Below are 19,921 nucleotides of genomic sequence, written 5' to 3'. Positions count from 1 at the left end.
CGCTCTGTTTATTCGCTGCCTTGTCCCGCTTACGCTCCCGTCCATATACGCTCGTACGCTTTTTTTCGAAGCTTCACGGTTTTATTTACAAATGGGATCGGCAATCTCACCTCGTATTCCGCTTCGATCCCTACGAACCGGCGGCCCGGGTCCGTGAAACTGGGGACGACAGCTTTGGAGACAGTCAGATTGTCTTCCTTCAGCACATTCCGGTCCGCATAACGCAGAACGGCCAGTTTGAAGGCGGCGCGAACCGCCGGATCGATATGAGTTTCCACGTAACGGTCGTATTCGTCCGTTCCAAGCTTCTCCAGCTGCTCCCGCTTTTGGCGTTCCCAATCGACCCAATCGACGAACAGATCCGGGATAAACGCTTTGTAATCTTCGACCCATTGCTCCCCTTGCGTCAGCTTATCCCGGGCGGAGCGGATATTGCCCAGCCATTGCTCGACGAATCCGCCTGCCTGGCTCTGTCCATACAACCGGAGCGCTTCATCCGCAAGCAACTGGACCGGATAAGCGCTGGCGGCCATCTGCTTGACGGTTTCCGTGGCTGCGTTCTGCAGCGCCATATCGGCGACAGTTAGCTTGATCATGCATATAAGCGCAAGCACGAACGCGAGAAAAAACGGCATCGCCAATGTCGCCTCAAGCGTCACGCCGCCATGCTCGTCCGTTATCAGCTTCAAGCCGCCCCTCCGGCGATCCGCCTTATACATAAGTTCCCCCCTTTGGATCCAGCAGCCTTACTTTACATCCTGGCGGACAGTGACGCTTCAATACGATAAAGCAGCGGTTTTCGTGATAGCCGCCTGCCTGCCTTCAACCGGATAGCCGAACAAAGACATGGAATACGGCATAAACCAGAGCCGCACCTTCGTTTCCGTCCTCGCTTGCATATAGACCGGCGTCTCCCTCAGATCCGTCCCGGTATTTAACTCGATTAAGCTTTGCATCCGGGCGGTCATCGGTTCTCTTTTGGTATGCAGGAGCAGAAACAAGCGCAAATAATCTTTGTAATTCATCGTTACGGTATCCGGAAGTTTGTCCGACACCGGGACTTCCTCCCCGTTTACGAGTTTCGTCATGTCGCTATACGCCTTAACCCCGCCTTCGGCAATCGCCCAGAGGATCGTTAGCAACGGAGAACCGGCGGCGACGATTTTCGCTTCCGGCGACATGAGCGCCTCCGCCGTTCGGACAGCCAGTCGCAGCGTGAACATCTCCGTATAAGCCGCGGATTGGTTTTTCAGACACGAATTAAGCCCGTAGAGCAAATATTCCGCTTCCTGATCAGGCAGCTCGTGCGAAGCGCGCCCGGATCTTTCATAATCCGGTTTTAACACGCCGTCCTTGCCCGTCTCCTTTCCGTACGTCCTATAGTTGAATTTCGTCAGCGCATACTCATTGATATACATCTCGTCCCGGAACTGGCCGGCTGCGTCAGCCAAGCCTCCTAACAGCTTGTCGATCGTGCCTTTGGTTCGTTCCTTCGCCTCCTCCGCGCTGCCCATCTCTTCTACGCCGGACGTTTCCGATGAAGAAACCCGGTTGTAGTCCATATACTTTCGATAAAAGGACGGGTTTGCCGAATCGGAGTCGTCCGTTAATGCTTTGTAGGCTTCCTCCGTGCCGCCTCCGCAATCCGCCCATATTTTGCGCACCTGGTCCCATATTTGGGCGTAACGTTCCTGTTCCTGGCGTTTTAATTGGGCGATCCGCCCGGTTTGGGCTGTTCGGCGTTCCTCCTCCGCGCGTTGTTCGTTAAGAAATTGCACCGCTTTGCCCGCGTACGCGTCGTTGGACTCCGATAAAATCTCCATCCGCACCGAATCGAACCGGGTGTCTCCGGCAAATAAAGTCGTTGCGTCCAGCGCAGATTCGAATCCGCTAAACATGGCGCTGATCCCGCCGAGACCGGTCTTGTACGCTATATAATAAGCATCAGACATCGTTGCCGCATGCAACGTCTCCGGAGCTATGCCCGAATCCGCCGGCAATCCGCCCATCTCTTCCCTGATCCGGTCGTCCAGCGCTTTAGCCCGGTCCAGCGTCTGGAATACAGCTTGCGTCTGCTCGGTCAGTATGGCTTGATCGCGCTTCGCTTCCATTTTCGTTGCGGGCAGCAAAAGCGTATATTCGGCGATATACAAAAGAATCCGTTCCAGCTCGTCAATTTGGGCGTACAATTGCGCTGCGCTGCGCTCAAGCTCGCTTATGGATTGCGACATAGCGGCCAGCACCTCCGCTGCCTGTACGCCGGCGCGGATCAGCTCGGCCATACTGGCTTTCCGTTCGGTAATCGTACGGTTCAGCGCTTCGGCCTGTGAACGGATCGTCTGGATCTGCCCTCTCACTTCCTCCGCCTGGCGAAGTCCGATCAAACGGCTCAGCTCATCCAGTCTCCCCAGCTTCACAGCATAGTAGTTCCGGTAGATCGAAGCTTTCTCGGCAATTTCCTGCGCTTTGGCCCAAGCCCCGTCCAATTCCTTCTCCCGTTCGACAATCAGTTCCTCGATCTTCCCGGCCTGCTCCGTAAACTTCGAGAAACCGGACAGCATGGACGTCGCTTTCGAGCCGTTCAGCAGCTTGTCCGTTACATTCAGCGTAAACTCGACCGGGGCGCGATACTTCATCTCCTCCAGCACTTGCCGCTCGAAGACGGCCGAATTCGCCAACGTATACAACGGCTTGAGCGATTCGGATACCCGGGACGCTTCGACCAGCCGGAACGTTCCCCCGCCGCCCGGCGATAAATTTTGTTCCAATACTTGCGCAAAAAGCTCGGAACTCTGCTCCGGACTTATACCCAAGCCATACAATCCGTACGTTTGCAATACCGGGTCGTAAGCGGACAGTACGGACCGCAGCGCCGCCTTGGACGCTATTTCCGTTTGCCGCTCCGCCATCTTCACCCTTGCCGAGTCAATTAATACCGAATGAAATGCAAACAACGGCGCGATCAGCAATACGAGCGATATAGATACCGTACCCGCTCTCGACTTCCACACAAGCGCGAAGCCTCCTTTCCGTGCACCGCCTGCCGTTACTGATGGATAACGACAAGGATGCCACGCTTCTCCAGCTCTTGCCTCAGCGGCTTCGAAGGACCGATCTTCCCGTCTTTCTCCTTGCGGAAAAAGTGCCATACGACTCCTTTCACCTGCGAGCCGCTGCGCATTAGTTCCAAATCTTTAATGATCTGCGATTCGATATCCTTACTTTTGGACGTATACCCGAGCTTCACCTCGTGAACGAGACCGTCCGCGTCGAGAGCGTCCAGCTGCCTCCGTCCGGAAGGCGGGCTTACCGTTATTTTTACTCCCCCGGTGATCGAGCGGATGTATTCGGCCGCTTCTTCGGCACGCCCGAACGCCAGCTTCTTCGTGACGTTTTCGGTCGGGACGGGAACCGTTTGCTCGGCTTTCGGTTTCGATATCATATCCTTAACCCGGACGACGAACGTTCGGACGAAATCGACATTGCGGATCAACTCCACCGGTTCCGTTACGACAGAGCTAACTTCGGTTTCCATCCAGGATCGGGTCCACTTGCTCGCCAGAAACGGAAGCACCCCGCTTTGTCCCAGGCGGGCCGTCACCTCCCGGTCTACGATTCCATGCCGGTAAGTGATCGTACCCTTTACTTGCTGCGGCAGTTCCTCGGCCGCTTTGTACAGCTTCCGTTCTGGCAAGCCGGCTCCCGCTTCGTCTGCGGAGCCGGCGGGAAGCTCGATCTTCCGCACCCCGCCGCTCGCGCCGAATGCGAACATCCCGCTTATTCCGTCACTGCCTGTACGCCAGTATAAACCGTCGTTTCGCTGCGGCGCCACGTTTCCCGTCTCCCAGTCTTTTCCGCTGTTGTCCCAAGAGTACGCCGAACGTTCGGCAGCCGCAGCCGCAGTATGATACAACGATACCTTTTGGTACAAAAACAGGCTGAAAAAAACAATCGACAAAACAATCAGCAGCACAGTCGGATATACGAGCGACGTTTCCAGCGTAAAGCTGCCCGAATCCGACCGGATGAACCGGTTCGCTACCCGAAGCGCCAAACTGGAATTCCCTCTCCCGCCGTTTGGCCGGAGACGTTTCGCTGTACCGGTCATGGAGAAGAAGGAGCCTGGCACGAATCGGGCGCGCTCAGGCAATCTTTGGCTCCCGTATTGCTCAGCTCGCTGTTGGCCTCCCCGAACAGTTTTTTAATAAAGGATAAAATCCATTTGCGGAACGCAATCGCAACGATCACGAGAACAGCTACAATTAGCAGCAGCTCCAGTGTCCCGATTCCGTCCTCTTCCTCCCATAGTTGCTTCATCAACCGTTTCCCTTGATCCACCACATTGTTCCTCCTTTTAATGGTCCGTCTAGTCCATAAGCAATATGGCCGGCGCAGCCACTATCGTCATCACGGCGAGCAATATAAGAAGCATCGGAAAAATAAGTTTCGCTGACGCTTCCTCCCCGAGTATACGCGTCATCGCCTTCCGTTTCTCCCACAGCTCGCGGTTCAGGGACCGCAGAGACAGGACGAATAATTCGCCGCCCCTTCGGTAATTCATCAGTACGGTCGTTGTAAATACCGATATTTCAGCGGAGGAGCAACGCTTGCTCAGCTTCTCCATCGCGATCGGAAACGACTCGTTGTTGCGTAGCCGGTTCGCCAGCATCACCAGTTCTGTGGCCAGAGGTCCTCCCGTTCCCGAGGACGAATAAGCTTCGGCGCATCGGACGATGGCGCCCTGCACCGTATCTCCGGCATTGACAAGCAGCGTCAGCTTGTTCAGAAATTCGGGCAGCTCCATAACCAGTTTTCTTCGCTTCTGCTGGATCTTGTTATCCAGGCGGCGAAACATCACGAACGGAACCAGACAGGCGCAAGCGATGCAAGCTCCCGTTACATACAGATCGCCGCCTGTAAGAAGGCCGAGCAAAACGGCTGACGCAACGGTCAGCCCTATCGCGGAGATTAGATCAGCCGAAAACGTTTTGGCATGTCGCATATCCGGATCTTCGCCATAGAGCGCAATCATTTTGTGAACCAGATTCCAATTGCCCTTCGACAACTTCTCCGTCAGCCTCCACCTTTCGGCGATTCGGCCCGACAGGGGAGCCAGCAAGCGGAGCATACGTTCCATAACTCACATCCCGATGTTCATAATGGTCCGGGCCAGCCACTGGCTCACTGCGAGAATAAGCAGCGCCGCAGTCATGATCAGATGACCCGCCCCTTGGTATAGAGGCTCCATATAATCCGGAGAGCTGAACGACAAAAACGCAACGATCACAAACGGTATAAACCCGAGCGCCTTCGCCTCGAACCGTTTCTGTGCGATCAGTACCGACAAGTCCTGCTCTATGTCCATCTTCTCCCCGATCAGGTTCGACGTCCGGCGCATCACCTCGACCAGATCGCCTCCCGTCCGTTTGCAAGCGGCGAACGATTCCGCGAACTGCTTCACGTCCTCAATGCCGCTCCGGCGCCCCAGATCGAGCAGCGATCGCTCAATCGGTTCTCCGTTCTCGGTCCTCCGGTTAATCCGGTTCAACTCGCGAATCATATCGGTACGAGGGTCGGGATACAACAAGACCAGATCGCTTCCCGTCTCGCGAAACGCATTCTCCACCGACTTACCAGCCGAAAGCGCCGAGGACAGTGAGTACAACGCATGCTTGAATTGCCTGCGCAGCTCCTCCTTGCGTCTCCGGACCAGCTGCCGCTTCCTTACTTTCGGATACAGAACCGCAATCATCGAAATCACCAGACAGATCAGGACGTTTTTGTAAAATAAAAATCCGAGCACGAACAATACCGCTCCGGCGGCGCATCCCGAAATCCACTGATCCGCCCGGCTCATCGCATAATCCTCATAATCGCCAATGTCCGGCGGGACAGATGCGCTGCCGGATTTGCGATCCGTCCTCCCGCCTGATCCGCGTGCCATACTTTTTCGGCTTAAATCCAACCGCCCCCACAAAAGGAATGCCGCATAAGCAGCCACCCCGGCGGCAATCGCAACCGCCATTATCCACAACCCGCAATCACCTCCTTTCCTCATCAGGTTGCCTGATTCTCATGCAGATCCGGCATTGGAATCTACGGAAGCAGGCTGATTCCCGCCTGTTCGAGCTTCTGCATCCCGAGAAGCGGATTGCCGGTTCGCTGCAGGCGGCCAAGCACCATACCCGCTTCGTCTTCGCCTTCCTCTACAAACGTGTACAGCGGATTCAGCCGAATCTCCCCGTCCTCCATCCCCGCAATCTCGGTAATCTCGGTTACCCGTCTGCTCCGGTCGCGAAATCGGGACAAATGCACCATAATGTCGAGGGCCGATTCGATCTGTTTGCGAACGACGTCGACCGGCAGCGCCGCACCGCTAAGCACCATCGTTTCCAGCCTGCTGAGCATGTCGCGGACCGAATTGGCATGGCCGGTCGATAAGCTACCATCATGACCCGTGTTCATCGCCATCAGCATGTCGAACGCTTCGGCGCCGCGAACTTCCCCGACGATAATCCGATTGGGCCGCATACGCAGCGACGCCCGGATCAGATCGCGGATCGTTATCGCGCCTTTCCCTTCCGTATTTGCATTGCGGGTTTCCAGCCGCACCCAGTTCGGCACGCCGCGGATTTGCAGTTCCGCCGAATCTTCGATCGTAACGATCCGCTCGTCCTCGGGCACATAAGCGCACAGCGCATTCAGAAAAGTCGTTTTGCCCGACCCGGTGCCGCCGCCGATGAATACGTTGTATTTGCCGCGAACCAGCTTGGCCAAAAACGCCGCCGCCTCATCGTGAATCGCTCCGCGGCTGATCAAATGCTCCATCATTAACGGACTGGTCGGAAATTTACGGATCGTCATAGCCGGTCCTTTGAGAGCAATCGGCGGCAAAACGACATTAACCCGCGATCCGTCCGGCAGTCTGGCGTCGACGATCGGCGAAGACTCGTTCACGACCCGGTTCACTTTGGCCACGATCGACTGAATCACATCCTCCAGCTTGCCCGCCGACTCGAACCGCCCTTCAAACGGCAGGACGCGGCCCTCCCGCTCAATATAAATCTCGTCATATGCGTTGATCATCACCTCTGTAATCGCCGGATCGTCGATTAGCGGCTGCAGGACGTCCAAGCCCCGGAACGAATTGAAAATCGCCTTGACGACTTCCCGCCGTTCGTTCGCCGTCATATACGACTCGCCCGCAAAACGGAACACCGTCTCCTCGATGGATCGATAGAAGCTCTCGTCCGAATGGTCGCCGGCCAGATCAATCGTGTCGCGAACTTGGTCGCGAAGCGCGCGGGCTATCGCTTGTACGGACAACAGGATCACCTCCGGAGGCGGGACGGATCAGCTCGGCCATCTCCGCGATTCGTTCCGCGAACAGCGGATCGGACGATGAACGCTCGGCCCCGTGCAGTTGTTTCCACTTGGACACATACGGCAGCCTGGCCGTCATAGATATCGCCTTCCCCTCAACACCCGTTATTCCCCGTTGAAGCTTGTCGGACAAGACGCCGGTATGTTTGTTCAATACGAACCGGCATTTCTCGAGATGGTCCGCCGCTCCTCCCAGACCCTCCTTCATTTCGCTCAGCAGCCTCGATGTCTTGGCCGCCGACTCCTTATCCTCCGTAACGAGCCATAATACGATATCACATCCGGCTAAGGCGCCAACCACCCGTTCATGAAACGTCGATTCCAGGTCGATGACGACAACATCGTATCGACCGGCAGCTCTTATCCGGAGGATCAGGCTGGCGACGTCGTCTCGCGTAAGGTCCAGCGATTCCTTTACTTTGCGAAAGCCCGGAAAATAATCGAAGCCATACGGCTCGGCACGGGCCAGCAGCTTGGGCAGCGCCTCGTCCGTCCAATCGGCATTCGTGCGCAGCCCGTATACGAACCGGGCCGCAAGCTCAACATCCGCCTCCTGAGGGAACGCCGCGCCCGGAAACAGCTCCATGTTCCAGTACAGGCAGCGCTGTCCCTTCTCCGCCAGACAGCGAAGCAGATGAACCGCAACCGTCGTCTTCCCCGCTCCCCCCGAAGCCGAATACAGCGCGTATACTGACGCCGCACCGGATACGGGGCGCGGCTCTCCCGGATTGGAGCGGCTGCGGTACAGCTCCAGCATCTGCCCGAACAATTGGTGCAACGGCCGGTATTTATAAATGCCGGCTAACTCCCCGGCATCGGCCCGGCCCCCGCCCGCTTCCCACGGTGTCTCCTGCAGCAGGATGACCAGGCCGTCCATCCCGTCCTCGATGCAGAAATCCGGATGGATCAAATAGATGTCGGCCCCCCTGCTCTGCCGGTGCTCCCGGAGCATGTCCGGCCTGGTCAACTGCCGGACCGACAGCAGCTCGCTCCAATCCGATTCCCGTACATAATGCATTAACAGCCCCAAATAATCCGCATCCCGGTCCGCAATCACGACCTCCAGCTTGGCCGTCATTCGTCTCCCCCTCGCCTCATTCAAACTCCAAACCAGGTCCACAGTCCGGACGCCACCATCGCGATTCCGGCGGCGGCAGCTCCGACCGCAAGCCCTATCGACTGCTTGCGGGTCATGGTCCATTCCTCCTCTCCGGCACAACCCTTCATCGTTCAGAAAACGACATGCTCCCCTGAACGACAAAAAAGCACCACAAACGACGGTGTTGTAGCCGTCGATTGCGGTGCTTCCGCTTATAACGATTTGATGTAACCGATTATACCATAATTTCCAATTAGTGCAAGAGCGTACCCGAAAATAGTTTGCCGAGCCATCCTTTGCCGCTATCGCTTTGCCGGTCCACCTTCAGCGACTTGGACAACCATGCGGACAACGCCTTGTGCAGGACGGGCATCACGTTCGGGTTTTCTTGCGGCAGCTTGCCTTTCCAGGACGACTTGACGATCTCTTCGAACGGCACGTACGGAATGACGGCGGAAGGGCGCAGCGGAAAAGACGACAACCATTCTTTGGCTCCTCCGAACGGGACCGCCTTGTTCGCCATAAAATGAACGCTTCGGCCCGCCGCATGCCGCCTCATTAACGTATCGGCGATGGTCCGGGCGGATGGGCTCGTCCACCGGGACGGACTCGGGTCCGCAACCGCGACGATCGCATCCGCTTCATCCAGCAGTTTGACGACATCGTGGTCAAGCCACCGGTCTCCGATATCAATCAGCGTGACCTGGGCGTCGATTTTGTAGATCCTCTGCACGATAGTCCCTTCCTCAGGCAACGCCGCATGGCCGGCCGGCGCAAGCGGCACCCACTCCGTTAACCCGGTCGTCCAGCGTTCGCGGACAGCCGAAGCTCTCCCCGTGTGGCCCAAATAGTCGGCGGGCGCGTTCCGCTCGCCATCCAGCAGCCCGTAAAGCTCAGGACGAACTCCGGGATGCTCGACCACCGCATTGGTGACTCCTCTCTCGCTAAGCAAGGAGGCGAGCGCTACGGCAACGAACGTCGCTCCGGCTCCGGGATACAGCCCGCCGACAACAACTCTCACTCTTTTGACCGGAAACAAGCCGCCGGCTGCGCGGCCGTCAATCGCATCCGCCCGGTAAGCGTCCGGATCGGAGCATCGTTCGAGAAGCGATTTCACTTCGGAAGCCGACGCCGGCCGCAATACCGGCGAATCGTCCAGCAGCCGGTCGACCAGCTCCGTCAGCAGCCGTTCCCGCTCGCCGCCTGCAAGCGCTAAAGGTTTGCGGACCGTATGGTACATCCGTCCTCCGCTGAGCAAATAGTAAAATGTCGCTCCGAGGGAGTACAGATCGGATCTGTAATCGGTCCGGCCGGACTCGATGAGCTCCGGCGCGGCGAAGCCGACCGTGCCGAGCGGCACCGTGTCGGCCAGCCGGTCCGGCGAGTGTTTGCGGGCGATGCCGAAATCGATCAGCCTTACGTGATCGGCAGTGTCGATCATAATGTTCGACGGTTTAATGTCGCGAAAGATAACCGGTCCCGATTCCAGCTCATGCATATACTGCAGCAGCTCGCACAGCTGAATGCCGTAGCGGATCAGCGAAGCCGCAGGGATGTGGCCGCCGTTCCGTTCGAATTGCTGCTGCAGCGTAATTCCGTCGACATATTCCATGACCAGATGGCTGAACCCCTGTTCGTCCGGAGGAAAATAATCGACAACATGCGGCAAATAAGGATGGTCGAGCTTCATGAGAATAGCGGCCTCATGGGCGGCCGTCAGCCCGGAAATGCCTGTCAGCTGTGTCCGCTTAACCGCCCATAACTTGCCGGGAAGCCGCAGATCGTCGGCCAGATATACGGCGCTCATCCCGCCTTCGCCGAGCGGCCGTATAATTTTGTAGCGCCCCCCGTATACGGTTCCTGCCGGCGGAGCGCCGGCCGGTGGTGTCGAACGGTTCATCGATTCCCCCCATTCTATGCGGTTTACCACTCATTATAGCGAAATCGGACGAACCGTTCCACCATCATTTTCCACATCACGCTCCGTCACTCATTTTCTATTCCCAGCTTCATCCCATCTTCTTGGGTGCTGAAAACCGGACTTTTCGAACTCGCACGATAGGGCGAATAGCGACAGTCGTTGACAGCCGCCGGCGAATCGCTTGGAGCAAGCAGCGGCGGCTTGTCAATCCGTTATTCGGGGATATATCTCCGGGCGCCTGCAAACTCCTGCGAGTAGGAAGGCGTATCAAGCGGAATGATCTCGATCGAGCGATCGGAGCTGGGCGAATGAAGCATCCGACCGCCACCCGCATACATGCCGACATGATGAACCTTTCCCTTGCCGCGATTCGAAGCAAAAAAGAGCAAATCGCCCGGCCGCAGCTTCTCCCGGTCTACGCGCAAACCCGACTTCGCCTGATCCGAAGCGTCTCGCGGGATCAGAATGCCGAAGAAATCGTAAAGCGTATGCGTGAAGCCGGAGCAATCGAATCCGAAGCCGGACATCCCGGCCCATAAATAAGGCAGTCCGAGAAACGATTTTCCCGCGGATACCAGCTGCTCGCCGGAAGGCTTAGAAAGCCTGCCGGAAACGTTTCTGACAACGGCTTCCGACTTTCGGACCGACTTCTCCCCGTTTGCCGGCGTCTGAACGACATACATGTCCCTTTCCTCGCGGACGACCGGAAGCCGGGTATTAAAGCTGATTTCCATAAACGGAACGGTACCTTCCTTATCGGCGTACAAAAATGCGGTCGGCGAACTTACGACAGCTTCCGGGCAGGTGGCTAGCGAGACAGAACCGCCGCATTCCGCCAATTGCCGCAACGGCATCCAACCGGGATAGCCTTGATCGCTCCGGGAAGTCGGCTGACCGGGGACGAAAACTTGCGCCCAATCGCCGTCGGCGGCAACAAGCTTCACAGGCTTCCCGTACAGCACCTGCGTCTCCAGCTTCCCCACGAGCCACAGCTTCTCCTCCACATCCATGCTGCCGGTCCAAGCGCGCATGTCTGCAGCCGCGAGCAGAGAAGGCCTATCCTTCTCCCTGGCCCGATTCGGCCCGCTCCACAAAGTGGCGACTGCCGAATTGACCACAAGCTGCGTTTCAGCCGCTTTCGCCGGATCGTCCAAATCAACCGGATTCGCTCCAATCGGCTCTTGCGTTGTCACATTCCACTCCTCCTCTGGAAGCAAGTAAGCAAGCCACAGCTCGCTTCGGAACTCCCGTCACCGATTCCTCCGCTCCCCGGCATCTGTCGTTAATGCTCATACGTATTCCGTTATCCCGGGAGTTTATGCCTCCAAGTTTGCTGCTTCTCCCTTTCCCCTACACCTGATGGATCGCAGCCGGAGCGATCGTACCGGCCCACCGGATCAAGTCCACATTACCCCCGCTGAGGACAAGCGCAACCCGTTTCCCCTGCAAGCCGAGCGTCCGGTTCATTACCGCCGCCAAACCTACGGCACCCGCACCTTCCGTCAGTACTTTCGCCCTTTCCAGCAGCATTCTCATCGCTTCGGCGATTTCTTCTTCCGATACGAGTACGAAATCGTCGACGAACTGCAGCATCAGCTGCAAAGGCAATTCGCCCGGACGCTTCACGAGCAAACCGTCCGCCGCCGACGCCGGACGCTCCACCCGGCAAACCGAGCCGCTGCGCCACGAATCGTATCCCGAGCTGGCCGCGACCGGCTGAACCCCGATCACCCGGACTTCGGGCCGTACCGATTTGACAGCCAGCGCGATTCCCGAGATCAAACCGCCGCCGCCGACCGGCACCAGAATCGCATCCACATCGGGCAGGTCATCCAAAATTTCCATCCCGACCGTTCCTTGACCTGCAATGACGTAACGATCGTCGAACGCGTGAACGAGTGTCGCCCCCTCCGTCACAGCGATCTGGTTGGCGCGCTCGTACGACTCATCGTAGTTCATCCCGTGCAGGATCACTTTAGAACCGTAGCCTTGCGTGGCGAGCACTTTCGCTTCGGGGGCGCTTACCGGCATTACGACGGTTGACGGAATGCCGGCCTGAGCGGCGGCGAGCGCCAGTCCCTGGGCATGATTGCCCGCCGACGCCGTAACGACGCCGCATGCCCGCTCGGCTTCGCTCAGATTGGCGATTTTGTTGATCGCGCCTCTCACTTTAAACGCACCCGTCTTCTGCATATTTTCCTGCTTCAAATAAAGCTCGCAGTCGGCCATCCGGCTGAACGTCTGCGAATGGACAAGCGGCGTGCGATGAATTCTTCCATTCAGCTTAAACTTGGCTTGCACGATGTCCCGATACCCGACTTGGTAATCCCCATCTAAACCACCTCATTTGTTATTTGGTCGAGAAAACAAAAAAAGCCCTCATCCCAAAAGGGACGAGAGCGATCTCGCGGTACCACCCTAATTCCGGCAAATCGTCGTTACCGTAAACATACGGCAACAAGACGAAGCTCCGGCGCTTCTTGTCGGCATACCATCATATGCCGTTCCTGGTAACGGTGGAAATCCGTGTTCCCTACTTGCATTCGGGTCCCGTCTCCGAGGTGATTTTTGACGCTGGCTGCACATCGGCTCGCACCATACCGCCGACTCTCTGGGAACAGGGGAAGCGTCTACTCTTCCTCTTCATCGATTTATTGGCTGATCAATTTGTCGTTAAGTGTATCACAGCGCCAAGTCGAGATCAATTGATTTTTTGCAAATAAACAGTAAGCTCGTCCCGGTTATGAAACAACTGCTTCGCTTTGCGCAGCTGCATGACCGGCTGCATCATCCGAACCGAATCCTTCACCGTCTGAAACGGCTTGCCGTGCATCAGCTTCAGCGTAATAACAGCGGCCCCTCCGGGACGCAAGGCGTCAAGCAGCGGCAGGATCAGCTTGATCATCTGCTTCGGACTCCAGCTCATATCGCATACAAGCAGATCATAAGAAGCGCTGCGGAAAGCGACTTCTCCGGCATTTCGCTTCAGATAGGTCAATTGGGGATGTCCGAGCAGATCGGGATGCAGATCCGCAGGATCGACGGCTGTCACTTCCGCCCCCCGCTCCAGCAGCAGCGAGGTCCACCCTCCCGGGGCAGCCCCGATATCGAGCGCTTTGCGAAACCGGGACAGCTCCAGCCCGAATGCGTATTCCGCCTCCAGCAGCTTGAACTTCGCCCGGGACACCTGTCCCTCTTCCTTTCGGTAGCGCACCGCTCCGCCCGGCCAATCGGACAAATTGTCCGCAGATGCCGAGACGCCTATGTATGCGGCGCCGGACGACAAAAATACCGATACGATCCGGTCCGCTTCTTTCACTACGGATTCCACCCCGCAGCGCTCAAGCAATACGCCGGATATCGCTTCCCGAAGCTCGGCTGGGGAATATTCGCTCTCATATCGCTCCGCCTTGCGAATCTGCACCGTGACTTTGCCGATCTCCCCATCGAACCCGTCCAAAAACAGCTGACCCGCCAAATCGGCCAACAGGCTGACATCTTCCGCCGTACCGGAAGTTCCGACCGTTCTGTCAATCGGATGCATATGTCTCAGGAAAATAGGCTCATGCGACGTAATGCGGCGGATCGCCGCCTCACGATCGAGCGGAATCCGCATCAGGTACGTTTCATCTGTGATCAAGGGTTCAAACTTCGTTCCCGGTACCAGCGCCCGCAGCTCGTCTTGAGCATATGCCGCAAATCCGTGGTTGGACGTAACGACAAATTGCGAGGCGGCGGCGGTGTCGGCTTGCTCGTTCATCGATGCACCTCAACGTTTCTATCATTCACTGTATGAATAGTGGATGTCATTAAACAACGTGAATCCAGGGCCGGTCCTTGATCCAGTCGATCTCTACCGGCACTTGATAAGCGTCGCGCAGCAGTTGGGCGGTCAATACTTGCTTCTTCTCGCCCTGTGCCACGATTTTGCCCTGATCCATCAAGGCGATATGGGTAAAAACCGGAACAATCTCTTCGATATGGTGAGTGACATATACCAGGAGTATTCCCGTTTTGCCCAGCTCCTGAATATCTTCAAGCAATTGCTCTCTTTCGAACAGATCGAGGCCCGAGCAAGGCTCGTCCAGGATGAGCACCGACGGATCGGTCATCAAGGCGCGCGCAAGCATAATTTTTTTGCGTTCCCCTTGCGAAAGCGACCCCAACGGTTGTTCTGCCACGTGCGGCAGACGGACCTGCTCCAGCTTCTCGATCGCCTTGCGCTTCACTTCATCCGGAATATCCTGATAAAACCGCAAAAATCCGTATTCGCCGGTAGCGACTACTTCCCATACCGGGTCGCGCATCGTCAGCTTCTCCATCAGCGACTGGCTGATGTAGCCGATCTTATTGCGCACCATCCGCAGATCGATTTCCCCGTAAGGCTGGCCCAGTACGCGTACTTTGCCCGAGCTCGGGAATTGGTAGCCGGTAATCAGCTCCAGAACCGTCGTTTTTCCCGAGCCGTTTTTGCCGAGAATGACCCAGTTCTCTCCCTGACGCATATGCATATTGACATCGTTTAAAATCGTACGTTCCCCGCGTATAAAATGAATATTGTCCAGCTGGATCAAAATCCGCACACCGCCTTCAGATATACTCAAGCTCCTGTAAGAGGTTGTTCAAAAAGTCCGCTTATGATCTCGAAGCCGATCAGGAAGTCTACTCGACATCGAATATGGAATTCAGCCGGAACTTCCGGTGCTCACAAAAACTCCCACTACGCTACGCTCCGCTCCTCATTTCCTAGCTTCATCCCTTCTTCTCGGTGCTGAAAACCGGACTTTTTGAACTCGCACTGTAAGAAAGACCTATCCTATTGTAGCTTATGTGCGGACTCGTTTTCCACCTCGAATTTGCCGCTTGCGATCAGGCGCAGCAGTTCTTCCGGCATGGGATGGTTGAATAACCGGACATGATCCGGCTTGTTCGTATACAACATATGATACATCGCGGAACGCCCTGCGGCGCTCGACGAATGCAAATAAATATAAGCCGGATACTTTTGCTCCGCAACGAGAAAGCGGACGACTTCCATCCCGTTCGGGGCGCCCCAGCCCAGATCGAAATCCAAAGACAGCACCCGCACTTCGCATTCCCGCAGCAGCTCGACGCATTCCTCCGCGTTTTTGGCCAGCACGAACCCTTTCGGACACTTGCGCATGTCGTCCAAATACAAATCGATCATCCGTTTCCCTCTCCGCTTACAAATTTTAGCTTCGCAATTTCTTCCCTATGCGTGCCGGCCTCCGGCGTCGGCGTCTCCAGCACGATCGGAATATGCCGGAGGTAGGGGGACTCCAGCAGCTTGCGCAAAGACGTCTCCCCGATTTCCCCTTTGCCGATGTTGGCGTGTCGGTCTTTGTACGATTGGTGAGGGTAAACGGAGTCGTTCAGATGAACGGCCTTCAGCTCGTCGAAATAGCCGAGCGAAACGCCCTTGGCCTCGACCTCGCCCCAGTTCGAGCCGTCCCATAATCCGCTGGCGAACGCGTGGCACGTATCCAGGCAAAATCCGACCTTGTGCGGATGGGCACACAAATTGCGGATTCCGGTCAGCTCCTCGAACGTCATCCCCATCCGGGCGTGCTCGCCCGACTGGTTTTCGATCAGCAGTTGCGACGTTCCTTCCCACTGTTCAACCACTTCATTTAACGTGGCTACAATATTTTTGTACCCGTCGAGCCGTTCCGCCCCTTTGTATATGCCGAAATGGACGACAACGCCTACCGCTCCGCAAGCGTCGGCAATCTCCAGATCGTTCAGCAGCGAGCGGACGACGATCTGTCTGCGCTCTCCGGCATCTGCGGCCAGATTCGTCGGATATGGCGTATGGGCGATCGAACGGATGTCATGTTCCCGGCAAAAAGCGGCACACGCTTCCGCGTCGCGGCGGTCCATCGTTTTAAGCGACAGGCTCCGCGGATTTTTCGGAAAAAACTGAAACGCGCGTCCCCCCATGCGATGAGTCTGCTTCGCGGCTTCCAGAAAACCGTGGCGAATGCTTACGTGAGCGCCGAAATACACGGATCGGTTCCTCCTCGTTCGTTAATGCTGGCAGCTCGTGCAGTAGAACACCTTGCGAGAAGCAAGCTCTTCCTGCACAATCGGACTTCCGCAGCGGATACACGGCTCCCCGCCTCTGTCATACACGGTGCAGCGGCTGTTCACCCCGCCCGTAAGCGCATCCCCGGGAAATAGCGGGTCCTCCATATAGCCGCCGAACCGAATGGCTTCGCGCAGCACCCGGTTCATCGAACGGTAAAGAGCTCCGAAGTCGGACGGAGACAAGGAGTAGGTTTTTCGTGTAGGCAGCAAGCCCGCATCAAAGCAGATTTCGTCGGAGTAGCAGTTTCCGATCCCTGCAATCGTCTTCTGGTCGGCAAGCGCAGGCTTCAGCATCGTCCGTTTCCTCATCAGCCTGCGCTGCAGATCGGCTTCGGAAAATCCGGGCTCGAGCGGCTCCGGCCCCAGCTCCGCCAGACGGCTGTCCGCTTCCTCCCGGCTGAGCAGATGTAAAAAACCGAGTCTCAATCCGATAAAATACAAATTGCGCTGTCCGAACGAAAGCACGACCTGCGTCGTCCGGTCCGGCTTCTCCTCTTCGGTGCCGTAAAACATCCAGCCGCCAAGCATAAGATGGAGCAGCAATATCTCGCCGCTGTCGAGGTGAAACAACAGATGTTTGGCTCTCCGGGATATGCCGGTGACGAAACGGGCTTCGACCCGTTGACGGAACGCCGCGACCGGGACGTTGATCGATTTCTCGCGTTCGACCTCGACCGTTACGATCGGCTGATGCAGCATTCGCTGGCTTAACAACATGCGGTACGTTTCCATTTCGGGAAGTTCTGGCATTGGATTTCCTTCTTTTGGTTGTTTTACTTGCTAGCCTGCCCTTCCGGGTGCAAGTTCAACCGTTCCAGCAGCGTTTCCAGGTTGCAGCAGATCAGGTCCGGCGACGCTCCCGAACGCTCCAGCAGCTCTTCGACGTTGTCTGCCGTCGCAATGCCCGTCTGTACGAGCGCAGTCCGCAGACCCGCCGCTTGACCGGCCAAAATATCGGTCGCCGGGTTATCGCCTACCGCCCATACTTGCTCTGCAAACGTCAGCCGCTCCAAAGCGAACCGCATGATCGGCTCATACGGCTTGCCGATGACGACAGGTTCGATCTGCAGCGCGCCTTGGATCGAAGCCGCGATCGAGCCTGCTCCGGGAACGAGCCGGCCATCCGAAGGAAGCAGCCGGTCCGGATTCGTGAGCACGTATTCGGCGCCATCCGTTATATACTGTACGGCTCTCGCCAGCTTGTCGTAATTGAACTGCCTATCGATCCCCTGTACGACATAATCGGGCTGATCTTCCACAAGCTCCAGACCCGCTCCCTCAAGCGCGCTTTTAAGACCGGCTTCACCGATCACGAACACCTTTGCTCCCGGTTTACGCCCAGCAATATAATGCGCAGTCGCCTGCGAGGAAGTGACGACCTCCTCCGGCTTTGCCGCTATCCCCATCCGGATTAAATGCTCGGCCACCTGCTCCGGCGTCCTCGAAGAGTTGTTCGTCACAAACAGAAACGGGAGCTTCAGCTCCCGGAGTCTCCCGATAAAAGGTTCCGCATGCTCGATCTTCGAGTTCCCTGCATACATCGTCCCGTCCAAATCGATTAAAAAAGCGTGGCTATTCTCGCGACGGCTCATCGCAGAAGCAGCTCCTTCCTGCCAATTCCTTATTGTATTCCGGTCCTATCGGTTTCCTTCCATTGCTTCCTCTTTTTCATCCTACAGCAAAGTCTGCTGCCACACCTCAACCGTCCGAACCGCGGTACGACGGCTTTTTCGGGTGGCCGGAGCCTTTGCCGTTCTTGCCGGCTGCGCGGCGGTTTCCCGCTTCAATCTCAGCCGGTCGATGCGCTTGCGGATCGCTGCCGCTTCCTCCGCCGAAGCCCCTTCCTTGCGGACGGCCGCCATCCGTCCAATGGACCGCTCCAGCGCCAGCTCGGCATACTGCAGCGCCTTATCCAAATCTTTTTCCCGATGCTCGTAATACATCGCCAGCTCGATATAAGGCTCCGGAGTCACAACCCGCGCGCGGCGCTTGCGTTCGATATAACGCTCCCAGAGCGAGACCGCCGCTCCAAATCTTCCTTGCCGCTTATAAAAACTTGCCGCAGAAAGCCAGTAGTCGGCGGCGTTGTCCGTCTCCCGATCGAGCAGCTCCCGCATCGTCTCCTCCGCTTCGCCGGGACGCCCCAGCTTATCGAGCCACAGCGCCAGCCGGTAGAGTTCCTCCGGCTCCATCCGCGACAGGGGAATCTGTCCGCCGAGCAGCCGGGTAAAATGAACGGCCAAGCAGGCTAACGTCAGCACGTCCTTCTCGTTGTGCTCAAATACGCCTTCGACCAGCGCCGCGTCCCCTTCGGCCAAATATTGAAAGTAAAGCGCCGGAGCCAGCGAACCGGGTACGTCATCGATGCGGCTGAGACCGAGCCGTTCGCGCTCCACCGAACTGAGACGGCACGAGGGCAGCGTATTACGCCACAGGCTCCTCGACGGATACAGAAAGTCGTAATGAACCGGGTCAACCGCTCCGTCCTTTTGCCGGTTCAGGATGTACCGGTTTTTAATAATCGGCCAGTCGAAGCATTTGCCGTTGTACGAGACGAGCAGGTCGCGCTCCGCCAGCTTTTCCCGCAGATGATGCAGCATCGCCGCTTCCTCGGCGGGGTTGCGGATGAACATCTGCTCCACGACAAAGCCATCCGGCTCATAAAAGCCGATCCCGACCATAAACGGGACGTTGCCCGCCCCGACGCCGAGGCCCGTCGTTTCCGTATCCAGGAACAACAGTCTGTCATGCCTCGCGCATACGGCCGGTGCCGGATCAGCAGAAACAGAGGAGCTTCGCCGCGAGGTTCCGCTTCGGCCTCCTTTGGTTTTGGACGCGGAAGCTCCCAGCGCAGCGAGCGGCTCCGCCTCGCCGATTAGATCGCCGAGACAATAGGTACCGTGACGGTAATCGAAAGGATATACGATTCTGCGGATGACGAAATGTCCCCGCTCATTATGATGAGCCTTCGCTCCCAACCGGTCCCAAGACCTACCAAGCTGGCCGGCTTCGCCTGCAGTATCGGTGCTGACCATGCTTCCGGCACCGGATACACCCGCTTCGGCCAAAACGCCTGCGCCCACTCGGACTGACGAATCACCGGCAAGCTTATCCGCCTCCGGAACGGCCGGCTTCTTGGAAGCCTCATTGCTTTTCGTTAGCCGGGAAAGCTTGTCTTTCAGTGAGCTCATGGGCTTCAGCCCCTTTCCCTCATCGCGGCGAGCAGCTTCACGGCCAGCGACCTGCCGGTCAGCCCAACCTCCTGATATCGGTCATAGATAGTCCGTAAACGGAATTTTTTGAACCTCTCATGACTAAAATCACGAGATTCTTGGGTAGTCCCTTCTAACGAAGAGAAGTTCACCAAGCTAACCCTGTCGTTCCGACAGTTCGTGTAAGGATTACACAGC

General features: G+C 57.0%; 18 protein-coding genes and 1 other annotated feature. All 18 genes read right to left on the bottom strand.

Annotated features, from left to right (window positions below; translation table 11 throughout):
- Nucleotides 1-29: 29 nt before the first annotated feature.
- Nucleotides 30-689, bottom strand: coding sequence for a TadE/TadG family type IV pilus assembly protein (locus IDH45_RS24465; protein WP_190930765.1), 660 nt, complete (start codon nt 687-689; stop codon nt 30-32).
- A gap of 87 nt (nt 690-776) precedes the next feature.
- Nucleotides 777-3,011, bottom strand: a complete 2,235-nt coding sequence (locus IDH45_RS24460) for a hypothetical protein (RefSeq protein WP_190930764.1) — start codon at nt 3,009-3,011, stop codon at nt 777-779.
- Between the two features lie 35 nt (nt 3,012-3,046).
- Nucleotides 3,047-4,054 carry a TadE/TadG family type IV pilus assembly protein gene (locus IDH45_RS24455; protein ID WP_190930763.1) on the bottom strand — a complete coding sequence of 336 codons (1,008 nt, stop codon included), beginning with the start codon at nt 4,052-4,054 and terminating at the stop codon, nt 3,047-3,049.
- A gap of 50 nt (nt 4,055-4,104) precedes the next feature.
- Nucleotides 4,105-4,338, bottom strand: coding sequence for a Flp1 family type IVb pilin (locus IDH45_RS24450; protein ID WP_317891278.1), 234 nt, complete (start codon nt 4,336-4,338; stop codon nt 4,105-4,107).
- A gap of 28 nt (nt 4,339-4,366) precedes the next feature.
- Nucleotides 4,367-5,137, bottom strand: a complete 771-nt coding sequence (locus tag IDH45_RS24445) for a type II secretion system F family protein (RefSeq protein WP_190930762.1) — start codon at nt 5,135-5,137, stop codon at nt 4,367-4,369.
- A 3-nt stretch (nt 5,138-5,140) separates the two neighbouring features.
- A complete protein-coding gene (locus IDH45_RS24440; RefSeq protein ID WP_223836936.1) occupies nt 5,141-6,025 on the bottom strand; it encodes a type II secretion system F family protein in 885 nt (294 codons plus the stop codon).
- 71 nt (nt 6,026-6,096) lie between these two features.
- A complete protein-coding gene (locus IDH45_RS24435) occupies nt 6,097-7,326 on the bottom strand; it encodes a CpaF family protein (protein ID WP_190930761.1) in 1,230 nt (409 codons plus the stop codon).
- The gene (locus IDH45_RS24430; RefSeq protein ID WP_190930760.1) at nt 7,271-8,461 is read right to left on the bottom strand and encodes a nucleotide-binding protein; all 1,191 of its coding nucleotides are present in this window, start codon (nt 8,459-8,461) and stop codon (nt 7,271-7,273) included. Before IDH45_RS24430 ends, IDH45_RS24435 begins: the two co-directional genes overlap by 56 nt.
- A 274-nt stretch (nt 8,462-8,735) precedes the next feature.
- On the bottom strand, nt 8,736-10,382 hold the full coding sequence (locus IDH45_RS24425) for a serine/threonine protein kinase (protein ID WP_190930759.1): 1,647 nt from the start codon (nt 10,380-10,382) through the stop codon (nt 8,736-8,738).
- 233 nt (nt 10,383-10,615) lie between these two features.
- Nucleotides 10,616-11,596, bottom strand: coding sequence for a C40 family peptidase (locus IDH45_RS35065; protein ID WP_190930758.1), 981 nt, complete (start codon nt 11,594-11,596; stop codon nt 10,616-10,618).
- Nucleotides 11,597-11,753: 157 nt separating this feature from the next.
- Nucleotides 11,754-12,704: a threonine ammonia-lyase gene (ilvA, locus tag IDH45_RS24415; protein WP_190930757.1), complete on the bottom strand. Its 951-nt coding sequence runs from the start codon at nt 12,702-12,704 to the stop codon at nt 11,754-11,756.
- Between the two features lie 85 nt (nt 12,705-12,789).
- Nucleotides 12,790-13,059 (bottom strand) — a binding site (T-box leader).
- Nucleotides 13,060-13,104: 45 nt separating this feature from the next.
- Nucleotides 13,105-14,163: an SAM-dependent methyltransferase gene (locus tag IDH45_RS24410; protein ID WP_190930756.1), complete on the bottom strand. Its 1,059-nt coding sequence runs from the start codon at nt 14,161-14,163 to the stop codon at nt 13,105-13,107.
- Nucleotides 14,164-14,212: 49 nt separating this feature from the next.
- A complete protein-coding gene (locus IDH45_RS24405) occupies nt 14,213-14,977 on the bottom strand; it encodes an ABC transporter ATP-binding protein (RefSeq protein WP_190930841.1) in 765 nt (254 codons plus the stop codon).
- A gap of 242 nt (nt 14,978-15,219) precedes the next feature.
- Nucleotides 15,220-15,591 carry a cyclic-phosphate processing receiver domain-containing protein gene (locus tag IDH45_RS24400; RefSeq protein WP_190930755.1) on the bottom strand — a complete coding sequence of 124 codons (372 nt, stop codon included), beginning with the start codon at nt 15,589-15,591 and terminating at the stop codon, nt 15,220-15,222.
- The gene (locus IDH45_RS24395; RefSeq protein WP_190930754.1) at nt 15,588-16,430 is read right to left on the bottom strand and encodes a deoxyribonuclease IV; all 843 of its coding nucleotides are present in this window, start codon (nt 16,428-16,430) and stop codon (nt 15,588-15,590) included. The genes IDH45_RS24400 and IDH45_RS24395 overlap by 4 nt, the downstream gene beginning before the upstream one ends.
- Before the next feature lie 21 nt (nt 16,431-16,451).
- Nucleotides 16,452-17,261, bottom strand: a complete 810-nt coding sequence (locus IDH45_RS24390) for an Fpg/Nei family DNA glycosylase (RefSeq protein WP_190930753.1) — start codon at nt 17,259-17,261, stop codon at nt 16,452-16,454.
- 23 nt (nt 17,262-17,284) lie between these two features.
- On the bottom strand, nt 17,285-18,103 hold the full coding sequence (locus IDH45_RS24385; RefSeq protein ID WP_190930752.1) for a TIGR01457 family HAD-type hydrolase: 819 nt from the start codon (nt 18,101-18,103) through the stop codon (nt 17,285-17,287).
- 81 nt (nt 18,104-18,184) lie between these two features.
- Nucleotides 18,185-19,702, bottom strand: coding sequence for a ribonuclease H-like domain-containing protein (locus IDH45_RS24380; RefSeq protein WP_190930751.1), 1,518 nt, complete (start codon nt 19,700-19,702; stop codon nt 18,185-18,187).
- Between the last annotated feature and the right edge of the window lie 219 nt (nt 19,703-19,921).

The organism is Paenibacillus oceani (assembly GCF_014705615.1).
In the GTDB taxonomy this organism is placed as follows: Bacteria; Bacillota; Bacilli; order Paenibacillales; family NBRC-103111; genus Paenibacillus_AB; species Paenibacillus_AB oceani.
The sequence above is the reverse complement of the archived record's forward strand: the minus strand, read 5'-3'. Positions and strand labels throughout refer to the sequence as shown.

Bases quoted from the DNA above. Each gene is read 5' to 3' on its own strand.
- IDH45_RS24400 (WP_190930755.1), bottom strand. From the start codon at position 15,591: ATGATCGATTTGTATTTGGACGACATGCGCAAGTGTCCGAAAGGGTTC.
- IDH45_RS24430 (WP_190930760.1), bottom strand. From the start codon at position 8,461: ATGACGGCCAAGCTGGAGGTCGTGATTGCGGACCGGGATGCGGATTAT.
- IDH45_RS24425 (WP_190930759.1), bottom strand. From the start codon at position 10,382: ATGAACCGTTCGACACCACCGGCCGGCGCTCCGCCGGCAGGAACCGTA.
- IDH45_RS24440 (WP_223836936.1), bottom strand. From the start codon at position 6,025: ATGGCGGTTGCGATTGCCGCCGGGGTGGCTGCTTATGCGGCATTCCTT.
- IDH45_RS24445 (WP_190930762.1), bottom strand. From the start codon at position 5,137: ATGGAACGTATGCTCCGCTTGCTGGCTCCCCTGTCGGGCCGAATCGCC.
- IDH45_RS24380 (WP_190930751.1), bottom strand. From the start codon at position 19,702: ATGAGCTCACTGAAAGACAAGCTTTCCCGGCTAACGAAAAGCAATGAG.
- IDH45_RS24385 (WP_190930752.1), bottom strand. From the start codon at position 18,103: ATGAGCCGTCGCGAGAATAGCCACGCTTTTTTAATCGATTTGGACGGG.
- IDH45_RS24410 (WP_190930756.1), bottom strand. From the start codon at position 14,163: ATGAACGAGCAAGCCGACACCGCCGCCGCCTCGCAATTTGTCGTTACG.
- IDH45_RS24390 (WP_190930753.1), bottom strand. From the start codon at position 17,261: ATGCCAGAACTTCCCGAAATGGAAACGTACCGCATGTTGTTAAGCCAG.